This window comes from Hymenobacter latericoloratus (assembly GCF_014199535.1).
Taxonomy (GTDB): Bacteria; Bacteroidota; Bacteroidia; order Cytophagales; family Hymenobacteraceae; genus Hymenobacter; species Hymenobacter latericoloratus.
On record NZ_JACHNV010000001.1, the window covers coordinates 814,934 to 838,755 of the forward strand.

Sequence of the window (23,822 nt, forward strand, 5' to 3'; positions counted from 1 at the left end):
TCTATGCTGCGAGTTGCTCTGACCGGCCCCGAATCGACGGGCAAGACTACCCTGAGCCGCGCCCTGGCCGAGCACTACCACACCGCCTGGGCCCCCGAATACGCCCGCCAGTACCTGGAAGAGCGCGGCCCGAACTATACGCTGGCTGATCTGGAGGAAATAGCCCGCGGCCAGCTAGATGCGGAGTACGCCGCGGCCGCCGCGGCTTCGCGGATAGGTAAGCCGCTGGTGTTTTTTGATACCGACCTGTTGGTTATCAAAATATGGGCGGAGCATGCGTTCGGGCACTGCCCCGAGTGGATCAGGCGCCAGATGGAGGTGCAGCGCTACGATTTGGTCTTGCTGCTGAACGTAGATTTGCCCTGGGAGCCTGACCCCCTGCGCGAGCACCCCAACCACCGCCAGTATTTCTATGAGCTGTACCAGCGGGAACTCCGCGACCAGTTTGCGAACTTTGCCGAAATCAGCGGCAGCCCGGCGCAGCGCCTGGACGCGGCCTGTTTTCACATAGATGCCCTGCTGGGCCGCAACCCGGCCGCAGCCCGGCCGCTTGCCGCGCCCCGGGGTGGGCCCGCAGTATAGCCTGATCTTTTCGGGACGAATTTCGTTTGGCTACCTCGTGCTTTCTCTGGTACTCCGCAATTGATAGTTGAATGACTTACTACCTCGAAAACGAGCAGTGCCGCGTGGGCATTAACTCCCACGGCGCCGAGCTCAGCAGCTTCGTCCGCAAAGACCTGAACGACCTGGAGTATATCTGGCCCGCCGACCCGGCCTTCTGGAACCGCCACGCGCCGGTGCTCTTCCCCATCGTCGGGCGCCTACCCCAGGATCAGTACCAACACGAAGGCCAAACCTATAGCCTCAGCCAGCACGGCTTCGCTCGCGACCAGGAGTTTGCGCTGCACAGCCACTCGGGCACAGCCATTGCTTTCGAGCTGCGCGCCACCGAGGAAAGCCGGACCCGGTTTCCGTTCGAGTTTCTGCTGCGCATCACGTACCGTTTGGCGGGGCCTACCCTCACCATTGGCTGGGAAGTAGAAAACCCCGGCACCAACGAGCTACTGTTCAGCATTGGGGCGCACCCGGCCTTCCGCTGCCCCCTGCAGGAAGGCGAAACCTTTGCCGACTACGAGTTTGTTTTCGATCAGCCTACCACGGCGGAGCGCTACCTGCTGGAGGGCGGTTTGCTGACGGGCCAGACCGAGCCCCTGCTGCACAACCAGGAAGTACTACCCCTGAGCTACGAGCTTTTTGCCCAGGATGCGCTGGTGTTGAAGCATTTCGATTTTACCCACGTAACCCTGCGCAGCCGCCGCTCGGGCCGCTCCGTGCGCGTGCGCTTCGATGGGTTTCCCTACCTCGGCCTCTGGACCAAAGGCCCCGGCGCCCCGTTTGTATGCATTGAGCCCTGGCAGGGTATTGCCAGCTCCACCACCGGCTCCCCGGAGCTGGCCGATAAAGAAGGCATTCTGAGCCTGAACCCCGGTCAGCAGTTCGTCACTTCCTATAGCATCACCGTTGAGTAACCTTTTCATGACCTCTGAGATTACCATCCGCCCCATCAAGGCGGCCGATACCTACCCGCTCCGCCACGAAGTGCTGTGGCCCCAGGAGTCAATTGACTACGTGAAACTAAACCAGGACGAGCAGGGCCACCACTTCGGGGCTTTCCGCAACGGCAAGCTGGTTTCCGTTATTTCCTTGTTCATTGATGGCAACGTGGCCCGGTTCCGCAAGTTTGCCACCCGCCCAGACTGCCAGGGCCAGGGCATCGGGTCCCAGCTGCTGCGCCAGGTGCTGGAAACGGCCCGCGCCGAGGGCGCCCAGCGCATCTGGTGCGACGCCCGCGCCGTGAACGAAAATTTCTACCGGGCCTTCGGTCTGGAGCCCGAGGGCAACCGCTTCTACCGCGGCACCATTCCCTACGTGCGCATGGCCAAGGATCTGTAAGTGGGTAGGAAGCAGAACGTTGATTTTAGGTGCCGATAAGCCCCGTAGGGCCAGTATCGGTAGCAGTCCTACCCCTCCTGCTTGTTTAACGCCCCAGCCGGGCGACACCTAATCGTTGAACGACAAGTGTCGCCCGGCTGGGGCTTTTGTCTATACTACCGTTCAGTTCTCTGCTACTATGCTGCCCCTGCGGGGCTTACTGGCATCCAAAGTCAATTTCCGGCCGCTTACCTCCTATGGTTCACATTTCAACTGGTACCCGTGGGCGGTTGTAGTCGGGCTCCCAGTCGTTGATGGGGCGCGAGATGCCGGGCGGCAGGTCAAAGTCGGGCAGGCCGTCGTCGAGGGGCTCGCCGCCGTCGTCATCGCTGTCGGGGGTAGGGGGCTGCCGGAAGCGGCGGCGGGGCAGTACCAGTACAAGCCCGGTGAACACAAGTACCACGAGCAGATAAAGTAGGCTGGTGATGGTCATGGCGGAGAGAGCTGAGGTTCAACGGCGTACACTCAGGAAGTGACAGTCTTTCCAACAGAAACGGAGCGGCGGGGCGGGTTGTTTTCCCAAAGCTCTTTTTTCTGAATACTTCGCAGGCTGGTTTCTAATTTACTTGATTGTCAAGAGATAAAGGAATGATGGGGCCTGATTTATTCCGGGTTTGCGCCAGGGCAGTGCAAAACTTAAACTTCCCGCTTACCTTTGACCCAGAAGTTTAGGGGTGCCCCGCCGCTTGCGCGAGGCTGAGATCATACCCATTGAACCTGCCCGGGTAATGCCGGCGAAGGGAACAAACGATCCGCGAACGAAAAACCTGAGGTGCCGACCCCTGGCACCGGGTCCGTTCCATTTTTTCCATTTTTCACTTTTGAAAAATTTCCTGACTACCGGAGCGGCGCTGCTAGCGCTATCCGGTACGGCATGGGCGCAAGGCCCCGTGTCCGGAATCATTACCGATGCCCGCACGGGTGCGCCTCTGCCCGGGGCCACCGTGCTGCTCGACGGCACCCCCAGCGGTGCCACCGACGTGGCCGGCGCCTTTACCCTGCCAGCCGTGCCAGCGGGCTTACACGAGCTGCGCGTTACCTTCCTGGGCTACGAGCCGCTGGTGCAGCGCCTGCAGGGCCAGCCCACCGAACAGCGCCTGAGCGCCCGCCTGCAGGCCGGGGGCGTGCTCACCGCCGAAGCCCTGGTAACGGCCTCCCGCGCCAACAACCGCACCGCCACGGCCTACACTAACCTGAGCCGCGAAGATTTAGCCAAGCGCAACTTCGGCCAGGACCTACCCTACCTGCTCGACCAGACGCCCTCGGTGGTGGTAACCTCCGATGCCGGGGCCGGGGTAGGCTACACCGATATCCGTATCCGGGGCACCAGCAACACGGGCATCAACATGACCATCAACGGGGTGCCCCTCAACGATGCCGAGTCGCACGGCTCGTTTCTGGTGAACCTGCCCGATCTGGCGTCGTCCATCAGCAGCCTGCAGGTGCAGCGGGGGGTAGGCACCAGCCAGAATGGCGGGGCCGCCTTCGGGGCCAGCCTCAACATCTCAACCCTGGAGGCGCGGCCTGAGGCCTACGCCGAAACGCAGAACACCTTCGGCTCTTTTAACACCTGGCGCAACAACGTACAGTTTGGCACCGGGCTGCTGGGCGGGCGCTTCACCGTCGATGGCCGCCTCTCGCGCATCAGCTCCGATGGCTACGTGAAGCGCGGCGCCTCCGACCTGAAATCGTACTACTTGGCGGCCGGCTACCAGGGCAAGAATACGCTGCTGAAGTTCATCACCTTTTCGGGCCGCGAGAAAACCTACCAGTCGTGGAACGGCGTGCCCGAGCCCGCCCTTACCGGCGACCGGGCCCTGCTGCAGCAGTACATTGATAACGGCGAGCTGAGCCCGGCCGATGCGGAGCGCGCCCTGCGCGAGGGCCGCCGCTACAGTTACTACACCTACGACAACCAGACCGACAACTACCAGCAGAATCACTACCAGCTCCACCTCTCCCAGGGCCTGGGCGAAGGCTGGAACCTGGGCGCGGCCCTGCACCTGACGCGCGGCTTTGGCTACTACGAAAGCTACCGCACGGGCCGCAAGCTGGTGGAGTACGGGCTGCCGAACCTGGTACTCGGCGACACCACCATCAAGCGCAGCAACCTGGTGGACCGCAAGTGGCTGGATAACTACTTCTACGGCGGCACGTTCGCCCTGAACTACCAGCCCCGCGAAGGCAAGCTGCAGGCCACCCTGGGCGGCGCCTGGAACCAGTTCCGCAACGACCACTACGGCGAGGTTATCTGGGCGCAGTATGCCTCCAGCGGCAACACCCGGCAGCGCTACTACTTCAACGACGCCCGCAAAACCGACTACAACGCCTACGCCCGCGCTACCTGGCAGGTGCTGCCCCGGCTGGGCGTGTACGCCGATATGCAGGTGCGCCACATCACGTACCGCATTGATGGCGTGGAGGACGACCAGAACGACGTAACCACCCGCGCCCGCTACACCTTCTTCAACCCCAAAGCCGGCGCTACGCTGGCTCTGGGCGAAGGGCAGCAGCTCTACGCCAGCTACGCCGTGGGCCAGCGCGAGCCCGTCCGTTCCGACTTCACCGACCGGCCGGCCGGCGACCAAAGTGCCCGGGCCGAGCACCTGCAGGATTTTGAGGGCGGCTACCGCCTGACGCTGCCCACTACCTCGGCGCTGGGCCCGGTTACGGCCCTGCGCTTCGAGGCCAACTACTTCTACATGAAGTACCGCAACCAGCTGGTGGCTACCGGCCAGCTCAACGATGTGGGCACGGCCCTGCGCACCAATGCCCCGCGCAGCTACCGCACCGGCCTGGAGCTGACGGCCGCCGCCTCGGCCAGTGATAAGCTGAGCCTGAGCAGCACGCTCACGCTCAGCCGCAACCGCATCCTCGATTTCCGGGAGGTGACCTATGATGCCGACTACAACCCCGTCACGGCCGCCGAAGGCCGCACGACCACCATTTCCTACTCGCCGTCGGTGGTATCGGGTCATACGCTGGAGGGGCAGCCGCTGCGGGGCCTGCGTCTGGCGCTGCTCTACAAAACCGTCAGCCGCCAGTACCTCGACAACTCCGCCAGTGAGGACCGGCGCCTGAAGCCCTACCAGGTGCTGGATTTCCGGGTCCGCTACAGCATCCGGCCTGAGTTTGTGAAGGAGATTGAGCTGGGCCTGTTGGTAAGCAACGTGCTGAACCGGCGCTACGAGGCCAACGGCTATACCTACGGCTACCCCGGCGCCGATGGCCGCCAGCAAACCTTCAACTGGTATTTCCCGCAGGCCACCCGCAACTTCCTGGCTTCGGTGGGGGTGAAGTTTTAGCGCTCCGCGCCCAGAGTGGCCTGCCATGTATTTTGTTTCATGAAAATGATACTAATACATAGGCTAAATTTTATACTTTCGGCACACGCTTTGCAGAAGAGCTTGCATTGACATTTCCCGGCCGAAAATCTGCCTTTCGGTCGTTTTTGGCGCCCAGGCTGTCGGTGGGTCTTTGGCATTCCCGACCCCAGCCGCGCGGTGCCCCGAAACCCTGACCAGCCCCCTTTCTGGTCAGGGTTTTTCGTTTTTCAGGGGGTAGGGGTATTGCCCATCCGGCGCAGTGAAATTCTTATCTTTGGTCAGTCAACCCACCCACTTGCTCACTATGTCTTCCCAAGCTGACGTTCTTTCCACCAAGGCCCAGGTGCAGCGCAACAAAGGCTCCCTGAACGCCGCCGGCTTTACCGATTACTACGACATCGACGACCTGCTGACCGAGGAGCACAAGCTCATCCGCCAGAGCATCCGCGACTTCGTGAAAAAGGAGATTTCGCCCAACATCGAGCGGTGGGCCCAGCAGGCGCACTTCCCCTCCGAGATTGTGCGCAAGTTTGGCGAGGTAGGCGCCTTCGGTCCCACCATCCCCACCGAGTACGGCGGCGGCGGCCTGGACTACATCAGCTACGGCCTGATTATGCAGGAAATTGAGCGCGGCGACTCCGGCATGCGCTCTACGGCCTCGGTGCAGGGCTCCCTGGTGATGTTCCCGATTTACCAGTACGGTTCCGAGGAGCAGCGCCGCAAGTACCTACCCAAGCTGGCCTCCGGCGAGTGGCTGGGCTGCTTCGGCCTGACCGAGCCCGACCATGGCTCCAACCCCGGCGGCATGGTCACCACCCTCAAAGACCAGGGCGACTACTACCTGCTCAACGGGGCCAAGCTCTGGATTTCGAACTCGCCCGAGTGCCAGGTAGCCGTGGTATGGGCCAAGGACGACAACGGCCGCATCCGGGGCGTCATTGTGGAGCGCGGCATGGAAGGCTTCACGACCCCCGAAATCCACAACAAGTGGAGCCTGCGCGCCAGCACCACCGGCGAGTTGGTGTTCGACAACGTGAAGGTGCCCAAGGACAACATCCTGCCCAACATCGACGGCCTGAAAGGTCCGCTCTCCTGCCTCGACTCGGCCCGCTACGGCATTGCCTGGGGGGCGCTGGGCGCGGCCATCGACTGCTACGAGTCGGCCCTGAAGTATTCCCTGCAGCGGGAGCAGTTCGGCAAGCCCATTGCCGGCTTCCAGCTCCAGCAGCGCAAGCTGGCCGAAATGATTACCGAAATTACCAAGGCCCAGCTGATGGTGTGGCGCCTGGGCCTGCTCAAAAACGAAGGCAAAGCCACCTCGGCCCAGATCAGCATGGCCAAGCGCAACTCCGTGGAAATTGCCCTGGATATTGCCCGCGAAGCCCGCCAGATTCACGGCGGCATGGGCATCACGGGCGAGTACCCCATCATGCGCCACATGATGAACCTGGAATCGGTAGTAACCTACGAGGGCACCCACGACATTCACCTGCTCATCACCGGCGCCGATATCACCGGCATTCAGGCCTTCAAATAGAGCTTCGGAAGAGCAAAAGCCCCGCTGCTACCTTGGTAGCAGCGGGGCTTTTGCGTGGCTAAAGGGCTAGGCGGCCGCCAGTGCAGGTGGCTTACCGGGGCCGAAACAACCGGTAGCCTACCCGGAACGAAACCGTCAGGTGCAGGCGGTCGGAGTAGCTGCCGTCGGCGGGTTGGGTGCCCAGCCGCCACTCCTGGTTCTGGTAGCTGCTGATGCGGGCCGAGTCGGCGAGCTGTTGGTTGCGAATGCGGGAGTAGCGCGCGGGCACCCGCCGCAGCCCCAGGCCCAGGGCCGTTTCAAACCACCAGCGCTGGCGCGGCCCGAAGGGGTAGTACCAGCCGTATTTCAGGCCCGTGCCCCAGGTGCGGCGCCTCACCCGGGCCTGGTCGTAGGTGTAGAACGTGCCGTCCCGCAGTAGCAGGCCGTCGCGGCTGGTGTAGGCGTAGGGCACGTAAAACCCTTCTGCCGCCACAAACTGCTGGGAACGGCCCGTGAGGGGAAAGTAGTACCGCACCTCCGCCCGGTAGGTTTGGTGGCGCACCTGCTGGCCCGGGCGCCGGAAGCTTTCCGGCACGACAACCCGCGTACCCACATCGGCTCCCAGGCTCAGCTGCGGGGCCAGAAAGTACTCTACGCCGAGCTGCAGGGTAGGCCGGCGCGGATCGGCCAGCGACAGAGGCGCCAGGCGCGGCGCCCAGCGCCGGAGCGTATCGGTTGGAAAGCGGGGCCCGGCCCCCGAGGAGAGGAAAGTAAGCGCGAGGATAGCGGTAATAGCCATAAAACGAGCGGATTGCTTAGTCGGGAGAGGAAAATTCCGGAGCCGGGGTTGCAAGCTGCCGCCGGAAATTTCCGCTGCTTTCACGTCCAAGGTGTCCGCTGCTGTGCGTACGGAGCGGTATTTTCGGCAGCCGCCTTATGCATACCGGGTGGGTCCTCAGCAAGCAAAAGCCCCGCTGATATCCGATTCAGCGGGGCTTTAGGGGGCGTTTGGCCGGTAGCCGGCGGGGGCTCTACTTCTTTTCCAGGTAATAAATCGTCTGGCTGAATACCGTGGCGCCCTGGCCCGCCGCCACATCGCTCGGGACGATGCTGATGATGCGCCAGCCCTGCGACTCGTATTTGTTAACGACGGCCAGTGCGGCTTTGTGCACTTCAGTCATGTTGCTAGCCATTTGTTTGGCTGAAAAGCGGCTAAAGTCCACCTCTTTTACTTCCTGCTTGCCATCGGGCTGCACGGTTACAATGCTGGCCTGAGCATCGAAGCCCATAGATACGCGGCTGATAATCATCATGTAACCGCTGCCATCGGCGGCGGTGGCAGCTGGCGTGAGGCGGCCAAAGCTAACTACGCCCAGCAACAGGGCCAGTACGAGTACTCGTAATTTCATGCTGAAAAAGATAAAGTGAAATACTACCGCAATATGGCGGATGACCTGAAGAATACAAGCTGTTGCGTAGCTGAACTGTAGGAAACACCCGGTGGTAACTCGTCAAAGGTAATTGGTGCCCTCCTCTACAATTTGGACAGGGCCAGGGATGCGGGGCACCAAGAGGGGTAGCCCATCACTAGGGCCGGGCTAGCACCTGCCGCTCGCGGCCCTGATGATGGGCTATGCGCCACACAGACTACCCCCCCGAAAACGGACAGTGTACCTCACCGCTATCTGGGATGAGGGCAGCCCAGCACAGCAGGGGAAGCCCGAAAATCTGGTAAGGGCTGCAGAGACGAGTTACTGGAAGCTGGCGGCAGCTTCCTTATTTTGCATCCTCACTTCCTTAACTACTCGCTATGCCCACTGCTGCTACATCCCCCTTGGTATTGCTTGAGTGCCTGGTAGCTGGCACCACCCACCGCGAGGGCCTGGCCGAGTATGAGCCCCGCCTGCAACCCAACCAAAAACTCACGCTTCAGCGCGAATCCGACAGCTCCTACGACGACTGGGCCGTACGCGTGTACACCGCGGGCCCCGAAGGCTTCTGGCTGGGCTACCTGCCCGAAGGTCGTAACGAAACCGTGGCGCGCCTGCTCGATGCCGGCTACCCCCTCAGCGGCCGCCTAACCCACAAGGCCTGGGAAGACGACTGGCTCCACCTGGAAATTGAGGTGCTGTTGGAGGAGAAGAAGGGATGAGGTCAAGAGGTAAATGGTGACAAGTGACAGGTGACAAGACGAGCCGTCATGCAGAGGCGCAGCCGAAGCATCTCGCGTGCTGACGCCTGAATAGCACCACAACGTCGGCACGCGAGATTCCTCGGCTGCGCCTCTGCATTACGTTCTATCACCTGTCACTATTCACCTCATCACCATGCACCCCATCACAATGTGTCTGCCAGGGCCAGGATTTCCTGGCGGGCTTGCTGGATTTCTTCGGACTCGGGGAAGGTGTGCTGCACCCAGTGCGTGAAGCCGCTGACCATTTCGCCCACGGCCTGGCGGTTGCTTACCGGCGCGGCTTCCGTGGCTGCATTTTCGGCCTCCGATAGGGTAGGGAAGGCGTCTTCCAGCCCCAGCCGGCTCATCACATCCGACACGAAAATCATTCCGCAAACCTGCATACCCTGGTAAAGCTGCACCAGTTCGGGCATAGTGAGGGTGAGCTGCTCCTGGGCCCGCACGCGCCCCAAGTGCTCAATCAGCGGCTCCAGCGCTTCGGGCTGCAGATGGGGGAGCTTGCCCACAGCCTGCAGAAAGGGGTGGTCGGCGGTGGCGGGCAGGCTATGCACCAGTAGCAGGGCCAGGCGCAGCATTTGCAGCTGCGGCTCCGCCAAACGCAGGTTGGCTGCGGGCGGGGCCGCCGTGGGGTGGGCCGCCAGTAGTTTAGCAAACGCTTCCTCAATGTGCAGGCGGTGCAGGCTCAGCGAGGCTACCCCCACCGGAGCCGGCAAATGTTCCTCCAAGGTGTTCAGGAAGGCCCCGCTCAGCTCCAGGCAATACGTTTTTAGGTAGTCGAGCTGCTGCTGCTCTACCCGCATCTGTTGCTGCACGTAGGCCAGCACCGGTGCGGCCAGGGAAGTTTCCAGGGTCAGGCGGCCCAACAGCAGCAGGTGGTACAGGGCCAGGGGCTCGGTACGCAGGCTGGTCAGCAGCTGCTCGTGGTTCTGAATACCGTTCAGCTCCTGTACTTTGCGGCTATCCAGTGCCGTGAGGGTAGCCAGACGGTGCGATTCAGGCTGACTCAGCAGCTCGGCCGCCGCCATGCCGTGCAGGCTCAGGCAGTGAGCCAGCTGATCGTAGAAGTCGGTAGGAAGGGCATCAAGCCAGGCAGCATCAGACATGGGAAGCAAAGGGGGATGAGGCCGCAAGTTAGGAGAGAAGCACAACCTAGCCTGCGGTTGAGCAATAAGGAAAAGAGCTTTTGCTAACGATGTTAGTTAGATAGATAATTGGTAATATTTTTTGCTAAAAAAGGCACCAACCCCGCCCCCGAACTGTTACCTTTCGACACGCTGAATTACTTTCTACGCTTATGCGCGAACCGTATATGACTGGTGGTAAAGACCACATGGACGCCACCGAAAAAGACATCGACAAGGCTCTGCGGCCCCTTTCCTTCGATGACTTCACCGGCCAGGGCAAGGTAGTCGAAAACCTGAAGGTATTCGTAGCCGCTGCCAAGCACCGCGGCGAAGCCCTCGACCACGTTCTGCTGCACGGGCCTCCCGGCCTGGGCAAAACGACCCTCTCGCACATCATCGCCAACGAGCTGGAATCGGGTATCAAAATGACCTCCGGCCCGGTGCTCGACAAGCCTTCTGACCTGGCAGGCCTGCTCACCAACCTGGAGCCGAACGACGTACTCTTCATCGACGAGATTCACCGCCTGAACCCGGTGGTGGAAGAGTACCTGTACTCAGCCATGGAGGACTACCGCATCGACATCATGCTCGATTCGGGTCCGAATGCGCGCTCCGTGCAGATTTCCCTGTCGCCGTTTACCCTCATTGGGGCTACTACCCGCTCGGGCATGCTGACCTCGCCGCTGCGGGCCCGCTTCGGTATCAGCTCCCGTCTGGAATATTATGATTCTGCCCTGCTGACCAGCATTGTGCAGCGCTCGGCTGAAATCCTGGGCACGCCTATTTATGAGGACGCAGCCTTCGAAATTGCCCGCCGCTCGCGCGGTACCCCGCGTATTGCCAACAATCTGCTGCGCCGCACCCGCGACTTTGCCCAAATTAAAGGTACCGGCACCATTACCCGCGAAATTGCCCAGTTTGCCCTCAACGCCCTCGACGTGGACCAGAACGGCCTCGACGAAATGGACATCCGCATCCTGAGCACCATCATCGACAAGTTCAAGGGCGGCCCTGTGGGCCTCGGCACCATTGCCACGGCCTGCGGCGACGAAGCTGAAACCATTGAGGAAGTGTACGAGCCCTTCTTGATCCAGGAAGGCTTCATCAAGCGCACCTCCCGCGGCCGCGAAGCCACCGAACTCGCCTACCAGCACCTGGGCCGCCAGATGCCCCAGCACCTGCGAGGAAATACCGGCACGCCGGGGGAACTGTTCAGCTAAAACTCATATGATTTGTTGAGGCGGAGAGAAGCATGTATTGCTTCTCTCCGTTGTTTTTTAGGGGTGATAATTTAAAAAATCAGCAGAAGTGGGATTTCCGTTAAAAGATATAACTATATATCACGAAGGTGAAATTATTGTAGATGCACCGATGTATTGGGAATTCAGAACTAAGGCGAACTTCATTGCTGATTTCTATCATGATAGGATGGGTGGATATAAGCCGCCTAAAACCGGTAGAATTTGCATTCGTTTTGTAGAAAGAACTAATTGTCGAAATTCGCATTATTTTGGCTCGATATGTACAAGTGAAATTACTATTGATGCTAATACATATTTAAACTTAACTGAAGCGCAAAAGAGTAGATACATTCTTGATTTACTACATACATCCATCATAGATCTGGCTGATGTTTACAATTGGGAGAAGAAGTATTTTCAAGATGCATATGACTATATTATTCAATCTGATTTTCAGTTTAGAAGAAAATATTCAAGTAAACAATCACCGGGAAGAAAACATACTGCTTGCGTAGTTTTGGAAAAAACGGAAACGCAAGCTGCTTTGCGTGTGCTTATCACAGGTGAAAGCAGAGTAGATAAAGTCATCCTAGAAAAGAAGAACTGGTATTGGTGGGATAGTACTTACAAACTAGCTAAACAATGTAAATGGCTGGATAATCATTCGTTTGGTTTTGCTAAAGATGGTAAGAAATGTTGCTTATCCATCGTAAGCGAAGAAGTAACAAATGATTTCGAATTCGGTGAGCGAGATTTTTAACTCTACTTTTGCAGGTCTTTTGTCTTATCTAACATGCTCCCCACCGCCCACTATACTGCTTTCATCAAACGCCGGGCGGCGGAGTTGGGCTTTATGTACTGCGGCATCAGCAAGGCAGAGTTTTTGGAGGAAGAAGCGCCGCGGCTGGAGAACTGGCTGAACCGTCAGATGAATGGCAAAATGGCCTACATGGCCAACCACTTCGATAAGCGCCTTGACCCGCGCCTGCTGGTAGATGGGGCCAAGTCCGTCATTTCGCTGCTGCTGAATTACTACCCTCCCGAGGAAGCCCAACAGCCCGACGACACGCTCAAAGTCAGCAAGTACGCCTACGGCCGCGACTACCACTTCGTCATCAAGGACAAGCTCAAAACCTTGCTGCAGGATATGCAGGCGGAAATAGGGGAGGTAGGCGGGCGCTGCTTCGTGGACTCGGCCCCCGTAATGGACAAGGCCTGGGCCAAGAAGAGCGGCCTGGGGTGGGTAGGAAAAAACACCAACCTGATCCGGCCCGGCACCGGCTCCTTCTTCTTTATCGCCGAGCTGATTGTGGATGTGGAGCTGGACTACGATGGCCCCATTAAGGACTACTGCGGCACCTGCACGAAGTGCGTGGATGCCTGCCCGACCCAGGCCATTACGGAGCCCTACGTGGTGGACGGCAGCAAGTGCATCAGCTACTTCACCATTGAGCTGAAAGACCAGATACCGCGGGAAGTGGAAGGTAAGTTCGGCAACTGGGTTTTCGGCTGCGACATCTGTCAGGACGTGTGTCCCTGGAACCGCTTTTCGAAACCTCACCAGGAGCCCCAGTTCAACGCCCACCCCGCCCTGAAGGACCTTACGCCCGGCGACTGGCAGGAAATCACCCACGAGCTGTTTTCGGAGCTGTTCCGGCAGTCGGCGGTAAAGCGTACGGGCTACGCGGGGCTGCAGCGCAATATTCGGTTTGTACTGGGCGAGGAGCCAGTAACCCCTGCTTCCCCGGCCCCGGATACGGAGGCGCCGCGCATGTAGCAAACGCTACCCCCTGAACACACCGGAGCCGTAAGCAGGCCCACTTTGCAGCGGGTGGCTTACGGCTCCGGTGTGTGGAAAGAAAGGGTCAGTTAGGCAACCACCGGCTGCGTGAACACGCGGTTCAGGATGCGGCGGTACAGGTTGGAGAACTGCTGGTAGCACCAAGCTTTCAACTCGGAAAGCTCTGCCGGCACCAGGGTGCGCAGGGCTTTGCGTAGCTCCTTCTCGAAGAGAATCTTGTCGAAGCTCACTTTGAGCAGAATGGTTTTAGCGTACTCAAGCATGGGTGAATTGGGTTTCACAGGGTGGTTAAAAGAGCGGTTATTCGGGTGGGTCGGGCCAGTGTACGAAAGCAGTTGAAAAAAGCTTTGGTACAGCATATCCTTTCGCTGCTTTTTGTTGAAAGATACAAAAAAATAGCCTCTCAGTGCAAGCGTCAGACGCCGGGAGGTTGGAAACGGTTCCCGGACGGAATAAAAAAGAGGAACATATACATGTTCCTCTTTCTACAAAGGTCAACAGAGCAGATGTACTGCGTGTGTCCACCGGGTTACTAGTAGATAAATAGTTGAGCAAGTTCGGTGGCCGTGGCGGCGTTGATCGGCTCATCAAATGCCTCGGCTACTTTGGCTAGCAGGGCTTCTTTGCTCAGCGCGGGAGTCCCTACGTTGATGGGCAGCGTGGTATCGAAAGGAATCAGGCGGGGCGCCGGCGTGTACTGAGCCGTATTCGATTCGCCGGCGTAGGCTTGGCCGGGTACCGAGCCGGTAGTGGTAATGGCCGCGTCGGTGGGGTTTACCCAGCTTTTTACTGCTGCTCCGCGCTGTCGGCGCATCGTGCGAATGTGGGCGGCATGGCGGCCCTCGGTGGAATGTAGCCGCAGCAGGGTTCCTAGCAAGAGGCTGTCCAGCTGCAGAAACTCTACCTGCCCCTTGTACGCCCGAATGCCAACATCCTCCAGGAGTTGAGCTACCTTCAGAAAGGTGTCGAAGTTGGTGAATATATCCGGGAACAAGGCGGTTTGAGTGCCGTTTTTACTGCCCGTGAAATCGAAGCTGGGCTTGGACGGAACGGTAGCGCCGGCCTCCGTGAGCAGCCGCTGTAGCAGGGCTACGTGCTGGCTCTCGTGCACGGCAATGGTCTGGATGGCGTTCCGGTTAGCGGCGGAGCCGAAGAAAGCGGCCGCGTTAGGCAGGGCCAGAGCCTGGGCGTAAAACTCGCTTTCCAGGTACTCCAGGGTCAGGGCCAGCCGTAGCACGTCGAGCACGGTGCTGTTGTCTTGTACGCCGGCGGCAGCCGGGCGGGGCAGAACTGCTACGGCGGCCGGCAGCAAGGTAGCTCCGGCCTGACCCAGGCGGGCCAGGGCCGTGCGGCGCGGCGCGGCCCCGGCTTCGGTGTCAGCAGAAAGGTCGGCGAGTCGGGCCAGAATATTCAGGAAGTCCATAAGAAGATAAAAGGCGCGACTAAATGAAGGGCAGGGCAGCAACGTTGAGCGTGATGGGCAGGTAGGCCGCAATAAGCGGTGCCACCTCGGCAGGCGTTTTGGCGCCGTCGAGGCCATTGGTATCTACCACATCAGGGGCGGCAAACGAGTTGGACTGCAGCTGCTCGCGCACGAAGGCCGCGTGGCGCGACTCCACGGAGGCCATTTTCACCAGCAGCTTCAGGTGGGCCTGAAAGGTCACCCGCTCGGCGGCGTCAGTCAGCAGCATGCGGCTGATGCCATTATAGGCGGCCACGCTGAGGTCTTTGAGCGTCCGGGCGGCGGCATAGGCTCCGCTCCGGCTGCTGAGGTTGAAAGAATCAAACTTGAAAGCCAGCGCGTTGGTGCCCAGATTGACATCATAGGCGTTGGTGTCCAGGGTGTACTTCAGCGTTTCGCGGTGAATCACCTCATGGTCGCGCAGGTCAGTGAAGGCGGCCCGGTCGTCGGCCGTAAAGTCGTCGGGAAAAGCATCCACCACCTTCTGGAAAAAGGCTGCCTGCAGCTGCTCCAGCAGATACAGGTAGTTGAGCAAGCCTACTGTATTGGCGGTAAGAACCAGGGTGTTGCTTGTAGTGACGGGGGTAACGTCGTCGTCGTCGTTGCAGCCTGCCAGCAGCAAGGCCGAAGAAGCGACGGTAGCCCCCGCTACCCGGAGGAAAGAGCGGCGGCGCAACGGGCGCCCCGGAAAGGAGGATGCGGAGTCAGACATGTGGTAGAAACCCGGCGGGGAGCGGCCCAACGCAGGCCGCCACTTCCCGAGTGGCAAAGGTACTCCGATTCAGCCGGATGCACCACAGCTAAGAGTACTGCCAGACCGGAAAGGTTGCGTACCCCAGGGGCGCATAAAAAAAGGACGACCTTTTCAGGCCGTCCTTCTCAAAAAAACCGGGGGCGCTAGAACGTCACCACCGATTTGGCAATGTTGGTAACGGTAGTGCTATCGAGGCCCTCGTCGAAGGCCGCACTTACGTCGGCGGCATCGTAGGTAGCACCCAGGGCCGTGGTCAGGTTGGTGATGCCACCCTGAGCCACGTTGCTTTCGGCCGGGAAGGTAGCCACCGGGTTGCCGGCGCCGTACACCGGAGCCGGGGCGCCGTTGGCATCAGCATTCATAATCCAAGGCATGATGGCGGTTTGGTTACCAGCCGTAGCGCCGCGGCGCATGTAGCGGATGTGGGCCGCGTGGCGGGCCTCCACCGAGTGAATCTGCAGAGCCGTCTGCAGGACGTTGTTGGGGTTGCCGGCCGTTTTAATGGTTACGGCCTGGCCTTTGTAAGCCCGAACGCCAATGTCCTCGAACGCCTGCGCGAAGGTCAGGAAGTTGGCGTAGGTAGCAAAAGCGTTGCCGAAATTGAAACCGTTGGCCGGCTGTGGGTCAGCGGCCGTACCAAGGGCCGAGGTCAGCAGCGTTACGTGCGCCAGCTCGTGGCCCCGGATGGTTTCGATGGCCGTGCGGGCTGCCCCAGTCAGCGGTACGGTGAGAGTAGCTGCCTTCAGGGCTTGGTCGTAGAAGCTATACTCCAGGCGCTCCAGCAGCAGGGCATAATTGAGCACGCCCGCAACGGTGGTCAGGGTATTTTGTCCCATGGCCTTGTTGAAGGCCGAGCCGATAGCAATAGGAGCCGCGGCCAGAGCCATCTTCTTGCTCAGGTCGCCGAGGGCGGTCAGGGCGCTACGGCGGTGGGTGAGGCGGTCCATGATTTCAGGATCAACCTTCTCCAGCTCGGAAATTATCTTGAACAGGTTCATAACTACAGGAAAATCGGAGGTGAGAGAAGATGAATTACTTACCGACGTTGTCGCCGTTGAGGGTTTCCTTGATAAACGGCTGCGCGGCAGTCAGCACCTGCGCTACTGTCAGGGCCTGGTCGAGGCCTTGGGCGTTTACCACATCACTGCCCGAGAAGCTGCCGGGGGTCAGCAGGTCGCGGATATAAGCGGCGTGGCGAGCCTCCACCGATACAATTTTGCCGGCAATCAGCAGATAGTCGTTGGTTTTGATTAGGGAGCCAGCGCCATTATAGGCCGCTACCCCCAGGTCCTCAAACGTGCGGGCCGTCGTCAGCACCGAGTTGCGGTCGGTGAAGTTTACCTTGCTGAAGTCGGGGTTCAGGCCCGGAATAATCTGGCCCGGAGCCGCTGCCGTCAGGGCAGCCTTAAAAAAGTCGCGGTGAATGGCCTCGTGCTTGGAAATAGCCGTCAGCGCGGCCCGTTCGTCGGTCGTGATACCGGAGTAGGGCGTAGCAATTACCTGGGCGTAGAACGCGGCTTCCAGCTGCTCCAGGGCGTAGGCGTAGTTCAGCACGCCCACGTCGCCGGAGCCCAGGCTGACCGTGCCATTATTCGTGGTCACGTTGTCATCGTCGTCGTCGCAGCCGGTGAGCAGCAGGGCGGTAGCACCCGCCGTAGCGCCGGCATACATAAAGAAGGAGCGCCGCTTGATGGGCGTGTACAGCGGTTTGGCGAATTCCGCTTCGTCGCCGCCTGGTTGCGTGATGTTGGACATGGTGAGAATGGGTTGGATGAAAAGTGAAGGCAATACAAATCCGCCCCGCCGGTGGGTGGGTTTTTTCTGTTTATCAGAGAATTAGGCGGGTAGGTGGGGTGGAGTTGTCAGCAGGTACGGGCTAACCAGAGCTATGGATTTGCCAACGCCATAATCTTGTAAGCTCAACCGTACGCTATTGTTGAGCTACGCCCTGGAAACGCGTTTTCGCCCTGTCATTTTCAGTAGAAAGAGTGGTTTTGCCTAGCTTTGATTAGTTGGCCAGTTGTTACCTGCTTATGCGCTTGCTGTTTATTTTTCTGGGGGTGCTGTGGCTGAGTAGCGGGGTGCTGCGGGCGCAGCAGCCGGCCCCCACCGCCGACATCGTGCTCGGTAAGCCGGCTTTTCCCATCAATGAGTACTATACTATCAGCTTCCGGCTGCGGGGCGCCCCGCTGGAGCGGTACTCGGCGTTTCCGGAGCTGGAGGGCTTCAAGAAAAGCGGCAAGTCGAGCACGACCACCACGCGCACGGTTAATGGGCAAAGCTCCACGGAACTGACCATTACCCAGCGCTACGCGGCTTTTGCGGAGGGAGCCTTCACGGTGAAACCTTTCAGCATGACGGTCAATGGCCTGACGCTTCGCTCGGAGGGCGCCAGCCTGCGCGTGGGGCCCCAGCAGACTACCCCCACGCCGCCCGCCGCTAGTGGCAGCGGCCCATTGCAAGGCATTGGCCTGCTCGATCAGCTGTTTGGCAAGCCCAAGCCCCAGGAGTACGTAGAGCCTCAGGACCAGGCCTTTCTGGCCGTGGTGCCCGATAAGGCCCGGGTGTATGTGGGCGAAGGGTTGCACGTAGGGCTGTACTTCTACCTGGCCCCCCAGGACCAAGCCGTGCTGAACTTCCACAACTTTGCCGGCCAGCTGCCCGGCATTATCCGGCAGCTGCGCCAGCGCACCGTGTGGGAAGAAAGCTTTGATGAGCAGGAAGTGCTGCCCGAAAACGTGACGGTAGGGGGCAAACCCTTTCTGCGCTACCGGCTGTGGGAGGCCGAGCTGTACCCGCTGAACACCCAGCCCCTGGCTTTTCCGTCGGTAGGACTGCAAATGGTGAAGTACCGGGTAGCTAAAAAGCCAGCCGCCGGCCTCGACAACCGTCTGGAAGGCTATAAGATTTACTACTCAGCGGCGCGCACCGTGCCGGTAGTGGCCCTACCCCCGCACCCCCTCCGCGACCAGGTGCCTGTAGGCAATTATCAGGTAAAAGAAGCTGTTGACCGCACGGCTTTCCGAACCGGGCAGGCTTTTGCTTACTCGTTTATCCTGGAAGGCGAGGGCAACCTGGCGGCCCTGAACCTGGAAGCGCCTACCCCCTCTGCGGCCGTGGAAGTGTACGGCCCTGAAGTGCAGCAGCAGCTCACGCGCGAAGGCGGGCGGGTAGGAGGGCGCAAAAGTTTCCGGTTCCGATTGGTGGCCCGGCGGCCGGGGCCGCTGGCTTTGGATACCCTGTTTCAGCTGGTTGTATTCAACCCGACTACCGCTCACTACGATACGCTGCGGGCCGAGCTACGGCCGCTACTTCGGGGGGCGGCACAGGCAGCTTCGGCCTTCCGCGGGCGGCTCGATGACCCTTTTTACCGGGTTGCACTGGCCGAAGCCGAAGCCGTACCGCACCCCCGCGACACCTACCAGAACGTGCGGCGCTATGCCAACCTGGTGGTGCTGGGGCTGCTTCTGCTGGCCGGGGTAGGCTGGTGGCGGGCCAAAAGGTGAGGTTCTGAAATTGTGAAATGGCGAGTTTCCTGCTGTATTTGCGCCCTTGGTACAGCTTGAAGTTCAAGCTCACCACCTCACCACCTCATCACCTCACCGCATGAACACCTTCGGCACCCTGTTTCGCATCACCACTTTCGGGGAATCACACGGGCCGGGGGTAGGCGTGGTACTGGACGGGTGCCCGGCCGGTTTGCCCATTACGGAGGCCGAAATTCAGGCGGCCCTGGACCGTCGGCGGCCGGGCCAAAGCGACCTGACTACCCCCCGCAAAGAAGCCGACCGGGTAGAAATTCAGTCGGGCATTTTTGAGGGTTTCACCACGGGCACGCCCATCAGCCTGCTCATCCGCAACCAGGACCAGCACAGCCACGACTACTCTCACATCGAGCACGCCTACCGCCCCTCGCACGCCGACTATACCTACGACCAGAAGTACGGCCGGCGCGACTACCGGGGCGGCGGGCGCAGCTCGGCCCGCGAAACGGCCGCGCGCGTAGCCGCTGGGGCCGTAGCCCAGAAACTGCTGGACCAGCACGGCATTCAGGTGCAGAGCTACGTGTCGCAGGTGGGGGCGGTGGCCGTACCGGTGGGCTATGAGCAGCTGGACCTGGGGCTGATTGACAGCAACCCCGTGCGCTGCCCCCATCCTGAAACGGCCGGGCGCATGGCCGACCTGATCCGCCAGACCCGCGACCGACACGATACGGTAGGCGGCCTGGTAACGGGGGTAGTGCGCGGCGTACCTGCGGGCCTCGGCGAGCCGGTGTTCGATAAGCTGCACAGCGAGCTGGGCCGGGCCATGCTCAGCATTAACGCCGTGAAAGGGTTCGAGTACGGCTCGGGCTTCGCGGGCGTCCTGCTCTTCGGCTCTGAGCACAACGACCCGTTTTATACCGATGAAGCCGGTCAGGTGCGCACCCGCACCAACCACAGCGGCGGCATTCAGGGCGGCATCAGCAATGGGCAGGATATCTACTTTCGCGTGGCGTTCAAGCCGGTGGCTACTATTCTGCAAAATCAGGCTACCATCAACGACCAGGGCGAGGAAATAACCCTGGCTGGCCGCGGCCGCCACGACCCCTGCGTGCTGCCCCGCGCCGTGCCCATCGTGGATGCCATGACCAGCCTCGTGCTGGCCGATATGCTGTTGCGCGCCCGCGCCAACCGGGTGTAAGAACAGTGCCTTACTACTTATTCTGCGGCGGTTCGGGCTCAATCCAGGGGTAGGGAGCCAGGCCGCGCCGCAGGGGTAGCAGGTTGAGGCGGGGGCTGACCAGCGGCCGCGCCGGATGTCCGTTCAGACTCACCCACGAATCGCAGTACACTGCCACGGGGTGCAGGCCGCGCCGCTGGTAGTCCTGGGCCAGCAGGTGGGCAAACTGCAGCAGCAGGTCGGGGCTGTAGGTGAGCTTGTTGGCTTGGTTGCGGGTGAGGTAGGCGCCGGGCCATACGGTTTCCTCGCGGCCCTCGGGCAGGCGTACCCGGAAAACCGCCGAGCCGGATTTGGTGCGCAGCATCAGGTGCCAGCTGAAGCGGTGGCCCTGCTCCGTCCAGTGGGTAGAGCCGGGGTACAGCAGGTAGCGCAGCGGCACCAGCACCTGCACCAGCACGTATAACGCTAGGCCAGCCAGCACCAGCCACTGCTGCCGCAGGGTTGGCGGGCTGGCAGGGGGTAGGGTAGTGGCTGCTTTGGGTTCCGGAATGCGCTGCCGAAACCAACGACCCACGAATCCTGGCAGGTGGCGCGGGAAATCGGGGGCGAAAAACAGGCTGGTAATCAGCAGAGAAAACCAGGGAAATGTGCCCAGCCCGAACACCACCACGTTGCTGAGGTGGAACAGCGCCGCCACCCCGAAGGCCCAGGGCCGGGTGCGCCGCATCAGCAAAAAAGGCACCACCAGCGCATCAAAGGCCAGACCAGCATAACTCATAAACCAGGCCGCCGCCGAAGAAGCCAAGGCGGGCCCAACCAAGGGGTAGTGGGTTTTGGCCGCCAGCCACACCGTAAGAGGGCGGGCCGCCAACCAGTCGGGGTTTAGTTTGGCCAGGGCCGCGAACAGGTACACGAGGCCAATCTGAAACAGCAGAAGCAGGCGCGCCCAGGCGGGAACGGTGGCGGCCGGGGCCACCCGGCCGGCCCGCACGTCGGCCGAGGCGGCGCGGTGGGCGGGCAGCAGCACCAGCACGGTCGCTACCAGGGCGTAGAGGTAGAAGTGGTTGATGTACTCGGTTTCCTCCAGCAGCAGCAGCGCTGTGTAGCCCAAACTCAGCAGCGCCGCCATGAGGCGATAGTGCCAGCCCGCCGCTACGGCTACCCCCGCCCCGGCCACCATAGCGTACACGGCGTAAATGCCCGCCGGAGGTAGGGCTGGCAGCCACTCCCACCCCAGGTAGCGAAAGTGAAACTGCGGCTGGGTGTAGTTGAGTACCCGCCCGATAACCAGTCCGCCGGCGTGCTCCAGAGCCAGCAAAACGCCGGCTCCCAGCCGGAAGTACACCAGCCAGGCAATATCAACCGGACGAAATAGCGCGTGGGTAAAGCGTGTTGCCATATCCATAGCCATACGCAGCCCCGGCCCCCACCGGTTGGCCGGCCTAGCTCATCCGCCGCTACATCCACAGCAGCCACCCGCTCACAATACCCAGTATCGGGAGCAGGTAGGGCAGGGCGTAGCGCCCGATGTAGCCGAAGAAGCTAGGCATGGGTACGCCTTCTTTCTCGGCAATGGCGCGCACCAGAAAATTAGGTCCGTTGCCGATGTAGGTAAGCGCCCCGAACAGCACCGCGCCGCTGGAAATAGCCCGCAGCAGCGGCAGGGTGGCCGTATCCGTGGCAAACTGCTGCACGGCGCTAGCCTGCGCGAAATCCAGCTGATGACCGGCCAGACTCAGCCCCAGGAAGGAAGCGTAGGTGGGCGCGTTGTCGAGAAAGGCCGACAGCACGCCGGTGAGCCAGTACAGCGCGGCAGGCGTGAGGCGGGAAGCCACGGCCGGATTGGCGGCTACGTGGGCGGCGGTTTGCAGGGCCGGCATCATGGTCAGGAAGATGCCGAAGAACAGAAACGCTACCTCCAGAATAGGCTCGAAGTGGAAATGGTTAGCCGCCAGGGCTTTGGGGCTGGCCGTGCGGTAGCACCCCCAGGCCGCCAGCAGCTGAATGGCTTCGCGCACAAACGAAACGTGTAGCCCGGCTATGGGCAACGACGGCAACCAGGGCAGGCGGGTGGGGTCCAGGAATACGGCACCCAGTATCAGGGCCAGCCAGAGCAGGTTGTAGCGGCCGTTGAAGTCGAAGGGGGGTAGTCCTTTCTTTGATTGAGCGCGCCGTTGCTCACTTTTAGAAAGAGGCGCGGGGTAGGCCGTGCGGCGGTCCAGGAGCCAGAACAGCAGCAGCAACAGGCTATTTGCCAGCAGCCACGGGGCCAGCAGGTGCCAGGTGGTCCAGAAAAATGGCACCCCACGCAGGTAGCCGATAAACAGGGGCGGGTCGCCGAGGGGCGTGAGCATGCCACCCGCGTTGCTCACAATGAAGATAAAGAAGATGATGTGGTAAGGCCGAATGCGCGCATCGTTGAGCCGGATAAACGGCCGGATCAGCACCAAGGAAGCGCCTGTAGTACCCACCACGGAAGCCAGCACCGCGCCCACGGCCAGCAGCGCCACGTTGCGGCCCGGGGTACCCGGCACGTTGAGGTTCAAGTACATCGTGCCGCCCACCACAAACAGCGCCGTGAGTAACACCACAAAAGAGGAATATTCGGCCAGGGTTTCCACGGCCGTGTGCCAGTCGTGGCGGACCAGCCCATAGTAGCCCAGCATCAGCAGCCCCAGACTTACGGCAATGTGCGCGTACCACTTCTCCCAGAACTTCGGGAACAGCAGCGGCCCGGTGGCAATCAGCCCCAGCAGGCCAAAGAAGGGTAGCAGCAGCGGCCACGCCGGGGCAGCGGCGGGGGCCATCAGAAGCAGCGGAGTAGGAAAAGCCATGCTCAAAACTACGGATGCCAGCCGGAACGGTCGGTGGTTGCGCTTCGGGGTGGCGGGTGGGGTAGGGCCGAAACGCCCCCGGGCTACCCCCACAAGGGCCCGTAGCCTCTACCCAAAAATCCGGAAAGTGCACTTCCTTGGCGTCCCGGTTGTTCCTACATTCGGTTACCTTTGCAACCATTGCCGCTTCCGGCGGTTTACCTGGTCCGGCCGATACTGGTTCGGCCGACTTTCCCTTCGCTTGTCTCCAAGTCTTTCAAACATGGCTGAACAACTCACTGCCCCCGCCGCGCCGGTTTCTATTTACGCCGAAGCCAGCCCCAACCCCGAATCCATGAAGTTCGTGCTCAACACCCAGCTCCTGACGGAGGGCGTGAGCGTGGACTACCCCAACCTGGAAGCCGCTGCCAACTCGCCGCTGGCCCAGGAGTTATTTAACTTCGATTACGTGGGCCGTGTGTTTATCGCCCAGAACTTCGTGACTATCACCAAAACCACCGAGCACCAGTGGGCCCAGCTGATTCCGGAGCTGCGCACCTTCCTGAAGTCGTACGTGGAAGCTGGTGGCCCCATCTTCACGGTGGACCCCGCTGCTGAGCAGCGCGCCGCCCAGCAGGCCGCCGCTACCGGCGACGCCTCGGAAGCCGATCAGCAGACCAGCCAGAAAATCATTGATCTGCTCGATAACTACGTGCGCCCCGCCGTGGAGCAGGATGGTGGCAACATCACCTTCAAGAGCTACCACGAAGGCATCGTGACCGTGAACCTGCAGGGCTCGTGCTCCGGCTGCCCCTCGGCCACCGTCACCTTAAAGTCGGGCATCGAAAACCTGCTCAAGCGCATGGTTCCCGAAGTGAAAGAGGTAGTAGCTGAAGGCGTAACCGCCAGCTTCTAACATCACGGATTTAGACGGATT

At 60.7% G+C, this 23,822-nt stretch carries 23 protein-coding genes; 12 read left to right on the forward strand and 11 right to left on the reverse strand.

All coding sequences use genetic code 11. From position 1 onward, the window contains the following. Positions 1 to 3 precede the first annotated feature (3 nt). The 3 genes from GGU46_RS03645 (at position 4) to GGU46_RS03655 (ending at position 1,953) form a co-directional block, all read left to right on the forward strand. Positions 4 to 582, forward strand: a complete 579-nt coding sequence (locus GGU46_RS03645; protein ID WP_183402180.1) for an AAA family ATPase — start codon at positions 4 to 6, stop codon at positions 580 to 582. 71 nt (positions 583 to 653) lie between these two features. After that, positions 654 to 1,529, forward strand: coding sequence for an aldose 1-epimerase family protein (locus tag GGU46_RS03650; RefSeq protein WP_183402181.1), 876 nt, complete (start codon positions 654 to 656; stop codon positions 1,527 to 1,529). A gap of 7 nt (positions 1,530 to 1,536) precedes the next feature. Then, positions 1,537 to 1,953 (forward strand): GNAT family N-acetyltransferase, encoded by a 417-nt coding sequence (locus GGU46_RS03655; RefSeq protein WP_183402182.1) that lies wholly within the window; start codon positions 1,537 to 1,539, stop codon positions 1,951 to 1,953. Between the two features lie 241 nt (positions 1,954 to 2,194). Here the strand turns inward: GGU46_RS03655 and GGU46_RS03660 are convergent, their stop codons facing one another. Further along, positions 2,195 to 2,425: a hypothetical protein gene (locus GGU46_RS03660; protein WP_183402184.1), complete on the reverse strand. Its 231-nt coding sequence runs from the start codon at positions 2,423 to 2,425 to the stop codon at positions 2,195 to 2,197. 457 nt (positions 2,426 to 2,882) lie between these two features. On the opposite strand from GGU46_RS03660, the gene GGU46_RS03665 reads away from it, so the two are divergent. Together GGU46_RS03665 and GGU46_RS03670 are read left to right on the forward strand one after the other, a co-directional pair. Beyond that, entirely contained in the window at positions 2,883 to 5,297 is a 2,415-nt protein-coding gene (locus GGU46_RS03665) for a TonB-dependent receptor (protein WP_317171846.1), read from the forward strand. 325 nt (positions 5,298 to 5,622) lie between these two features. Further along, the gene (locus GGU46_RS03670) at positions 5,623 to 6,855 is read left to right on the forward strand and encodes an acyl-CoA dehydrogenase family protein (RefSeq protein WP_246398646.1); all 1,233 of its coding nucleotides are present in this window, start codon (positions 5,623 to 5,625) and stop codon (positions 6,853 to 6,855) included. A 91-nt stretch (positions 6,856 to 6,946) separates the two neighbouring features. On the opposite strand, the gene GGU46_RS03675 is transcribed toward GGU46_RS03670, so the two are convergent. Beyond that, positions 6,947 to 7,633 (reverse strand): DUF3575 domain-containing protein, encoded by a 687-nt coding sequence (locus GGU46_RS03675; RefSeq protein ID WP_183402186.1) that lies wholly within the window; start codon positions 7,631 to 7,633, stop codon positions 6,947 to 6,949. A gap of 232 nt (positions 7,634 to 7,865) precedes the next feature. Further along, positions 7,866 to 8,243, reverse strand: coding sequence for a hypothetical protein (locus GGU46_RS03680; RefSeq protein WP_183402187.1), 378 nt, complete (start codon positions 8,241 to 8,243; stop codon positions 7,866 to 7,868). A gap of 401 nt (positions 8,244 to 8,644) precedes the next feature. Between GGU46_RS03680 and GGU46_RS03685 the strand changes: the two genes are divergently transcribed. Beyond that, on the forward strand, positions 8,645 to 8,986 hold the full coding sequence (locus GGU46_RS03685; protein WP_183402188.1) for an HIRAN domain-containing protein: 342 nt from the start codon (positions 8,645 to 8,647) through the stop codon (positions 8,984 to 8,986). Positions 8,987 to 9,171: 185 nt separating this feature from the next. On the opposite strand, the gene GGU46_RS03690 is transcribed toward GGU46_RS03685, so the two are convergent. Continuing rightward, positions 9,172 to 10,131, reverse strand: coding sequence for a hypothetical protein (locus tag GGU46_RS03690; RefSeq protein WP_183402189.1), 960 nt, complete (start codon positions 10,129 to 10,131; stop codon positions 9,172 to 9,174). 191 nt (positions 10,132 to 10,322) lie between these two features. Here GGU46_RS03690 and ruvB point away from each other — a divergent pair, with 191 nt between their 5' ends. The 3 genes from ruvB to queG all read left to right on the forward strand — a co-directional run bounded on the left by ruvB (position 10,323) and on the right by queG (position 13,170). Further along, entirely contained in the window at positions 10,323 to 11,372 is a 1,050-nt protein-coding gene (ruvB, locus tag GGU46_RS03695) for a Holliday junction branch migration DNA helicase RuvB (protein ID WP_183402191.1), read from the forward strand. Positions 11,373 to 11,460: 88 nt separating this feature from the next. After that, the gene (locus GGU46_RS03700; protein ID WP_183402192.1) at positions 11,461 to 12,153 is read left to right on the forward strand and encodes a hypothetical protein; all 693 of its coding nucleotides are present in this window, start codon (positions 11,461 to 11,463) and stop codon (positions 12,151 to 12,153) included. 33 nt (positions 12,154 to 12,186) lie between these two features. Beyond that, positions 12,187 to 13,170, forward strand: a complete 984-nt coding sequence (gene queG, locus GGU46_RS03705) for a tRNA epoxyqueuosine(34) reductase QueG (RefSeq protein WP_183402193.1) — start codon at positions 12,187 to 12,189, stop codon at positions 13,168 to 13,170. 92 nt (positions 13,171 to 13,262) lie between these two features. Here the strand turns inward: queG and GGU46_RS03710 are convergent, their stop codons facing one another. From GGU46_RS03710 to GGU46_RS03730, 5 genes are all read right to left on the reverse strand, one after another. Continuing rightward, positions 13,263 to 13,457, reverse strand: a complete 195-nt coding sequence (locus GGU46_RS03710) for a hypothetical protein (protein WP_110976885.1) — start codon at positions 13,455 to 13,457, stop codon at positions 13,263 to 13,265. Between the two features lie 269 nt (positions 13,458 to 13,726). Next, positions 13,727 to 14,617, reverse strand: coding sequence for a ferritin-like domain-containing protein (locus GGU46_RS03715; RefSeq protein WP_183402194.1), 891 nt, complete (start codon positions 14,615 to 14,617; stop codon positions 13,727 to 13,729). Between the two features lie 19 nt (positions 14,618 to 14,636). Further along, positions 14,637 to 15,368 (reverse strand): ferritin-like domain-containing protein, encoded by a 732-nt coding sequence (locus tag GGU46_RS03720; protein WP_183402195.1) that lies wholly within the window; start codon positions 15,366 to 15,368, stop codon positions 14,637 to 14,639. A 185-nt stretch (positions 15,369 to 15,553) separates the two neighbouring features. Then, on the reverse strand, positions 15,554 to 16,408 hold the full coding sequence (locus GGU46_RS03725; RefSeq protein WP_183402196.1) for a ferritin-like domain-containing protein: 855 nt from the start codon (positions 16,406 to 16,408) through the stop codon (positions 15,554 to 15,556). Positions 16,409 to 16,442: 34 nt separating this feature from the next. Continuing rightward, a complete protein-coding gene (locus GGU46_RS03730) occupies positions 16,443 to 17,165 on the reverse strand; it encodes a ferritin-like domain-containing protein (protein ID WP_183402197.1) in 723 nt (240 codons plus the stop codon). A gap of 278 nt (positions 17,166 to 17,443) precedes the next feature. On the opposite strand from GGU46_RS03730, the gene GGU46_RS03735 reads away from it, so the two are divergent. Continuing rightward, the gene (locus GGU46_RS03735; RefSeq protein ID WP_183402198.1) at positions 17,444 to 18,916 is read left to right on the forward strand and encodes a BatD family protein; all 1,473 of its coding nucleotides are present in this window, start codon (positions 17,444 to 17,446) and stop codon (positions 18,914 to 18,916) included. Between the two features lie 100 nt (positions 18,917 to 19,016). Next, positions 19,017 to 20,093, forward strand: a complete 1,077-nt coding sequence (gene aroC, locus GGU46_RS03740) for a chorismate synthase (protein WP_183402199.1) — start codon at positions 19,017 to 19,019, stop codon at positions 20,091 to 20,093. A 13-nt stretch (positions 20,094 to 20,106) separates the two neighbouring features. Here the strand turns inward: aroC and GGU46_RS03745 are convergent, their stop codons facing one another. Then, positions 20,107 to 21,471: an HTTM domain-containing protein gene (locus GGU46_RS03745; RefSeq protein WP_183402200.1), complete on the reverse strand. Its 1,365-nt coding sequence runs from the start codon at positions 21,469 to 21,471 to the stop codon at positions 20,107 to 20,109. A gap of 58 nt (positions 21,472 to 21,529) precedes the next feature. Beyond that, positions 21,530 to 22,906 (reverse strand): sodium:proton antiporter, encoded by a 1,377-nt coding sequence (locus GGU46_RS03750; protein WP_183402201.1) that lies wholly within the window; start codon positions 22,904 to 22,906, stop codon positions 21,530 to 21,532. A gap of 262 nt (positions 22,907 to 23,168) precedes the next feature. Between GGU46_RS03750 and GGU46_RS03755 the strand changes: the two genes are divergently transcribed. Further along, positions 23,169 to 23,801 (forward strand): NifU family protein, encoded by a 633-nt coding sequence (locus GGU46_RS03755; RefSeq protein WP_139925793.1) that lies wholly within the window; start codon positions 23,169 to 23,171, stop codon positions 23,799 to 23,801. The last annotated feature ends 21 nt before the right edge of the window (positions 23,802 to 23,822 follow it).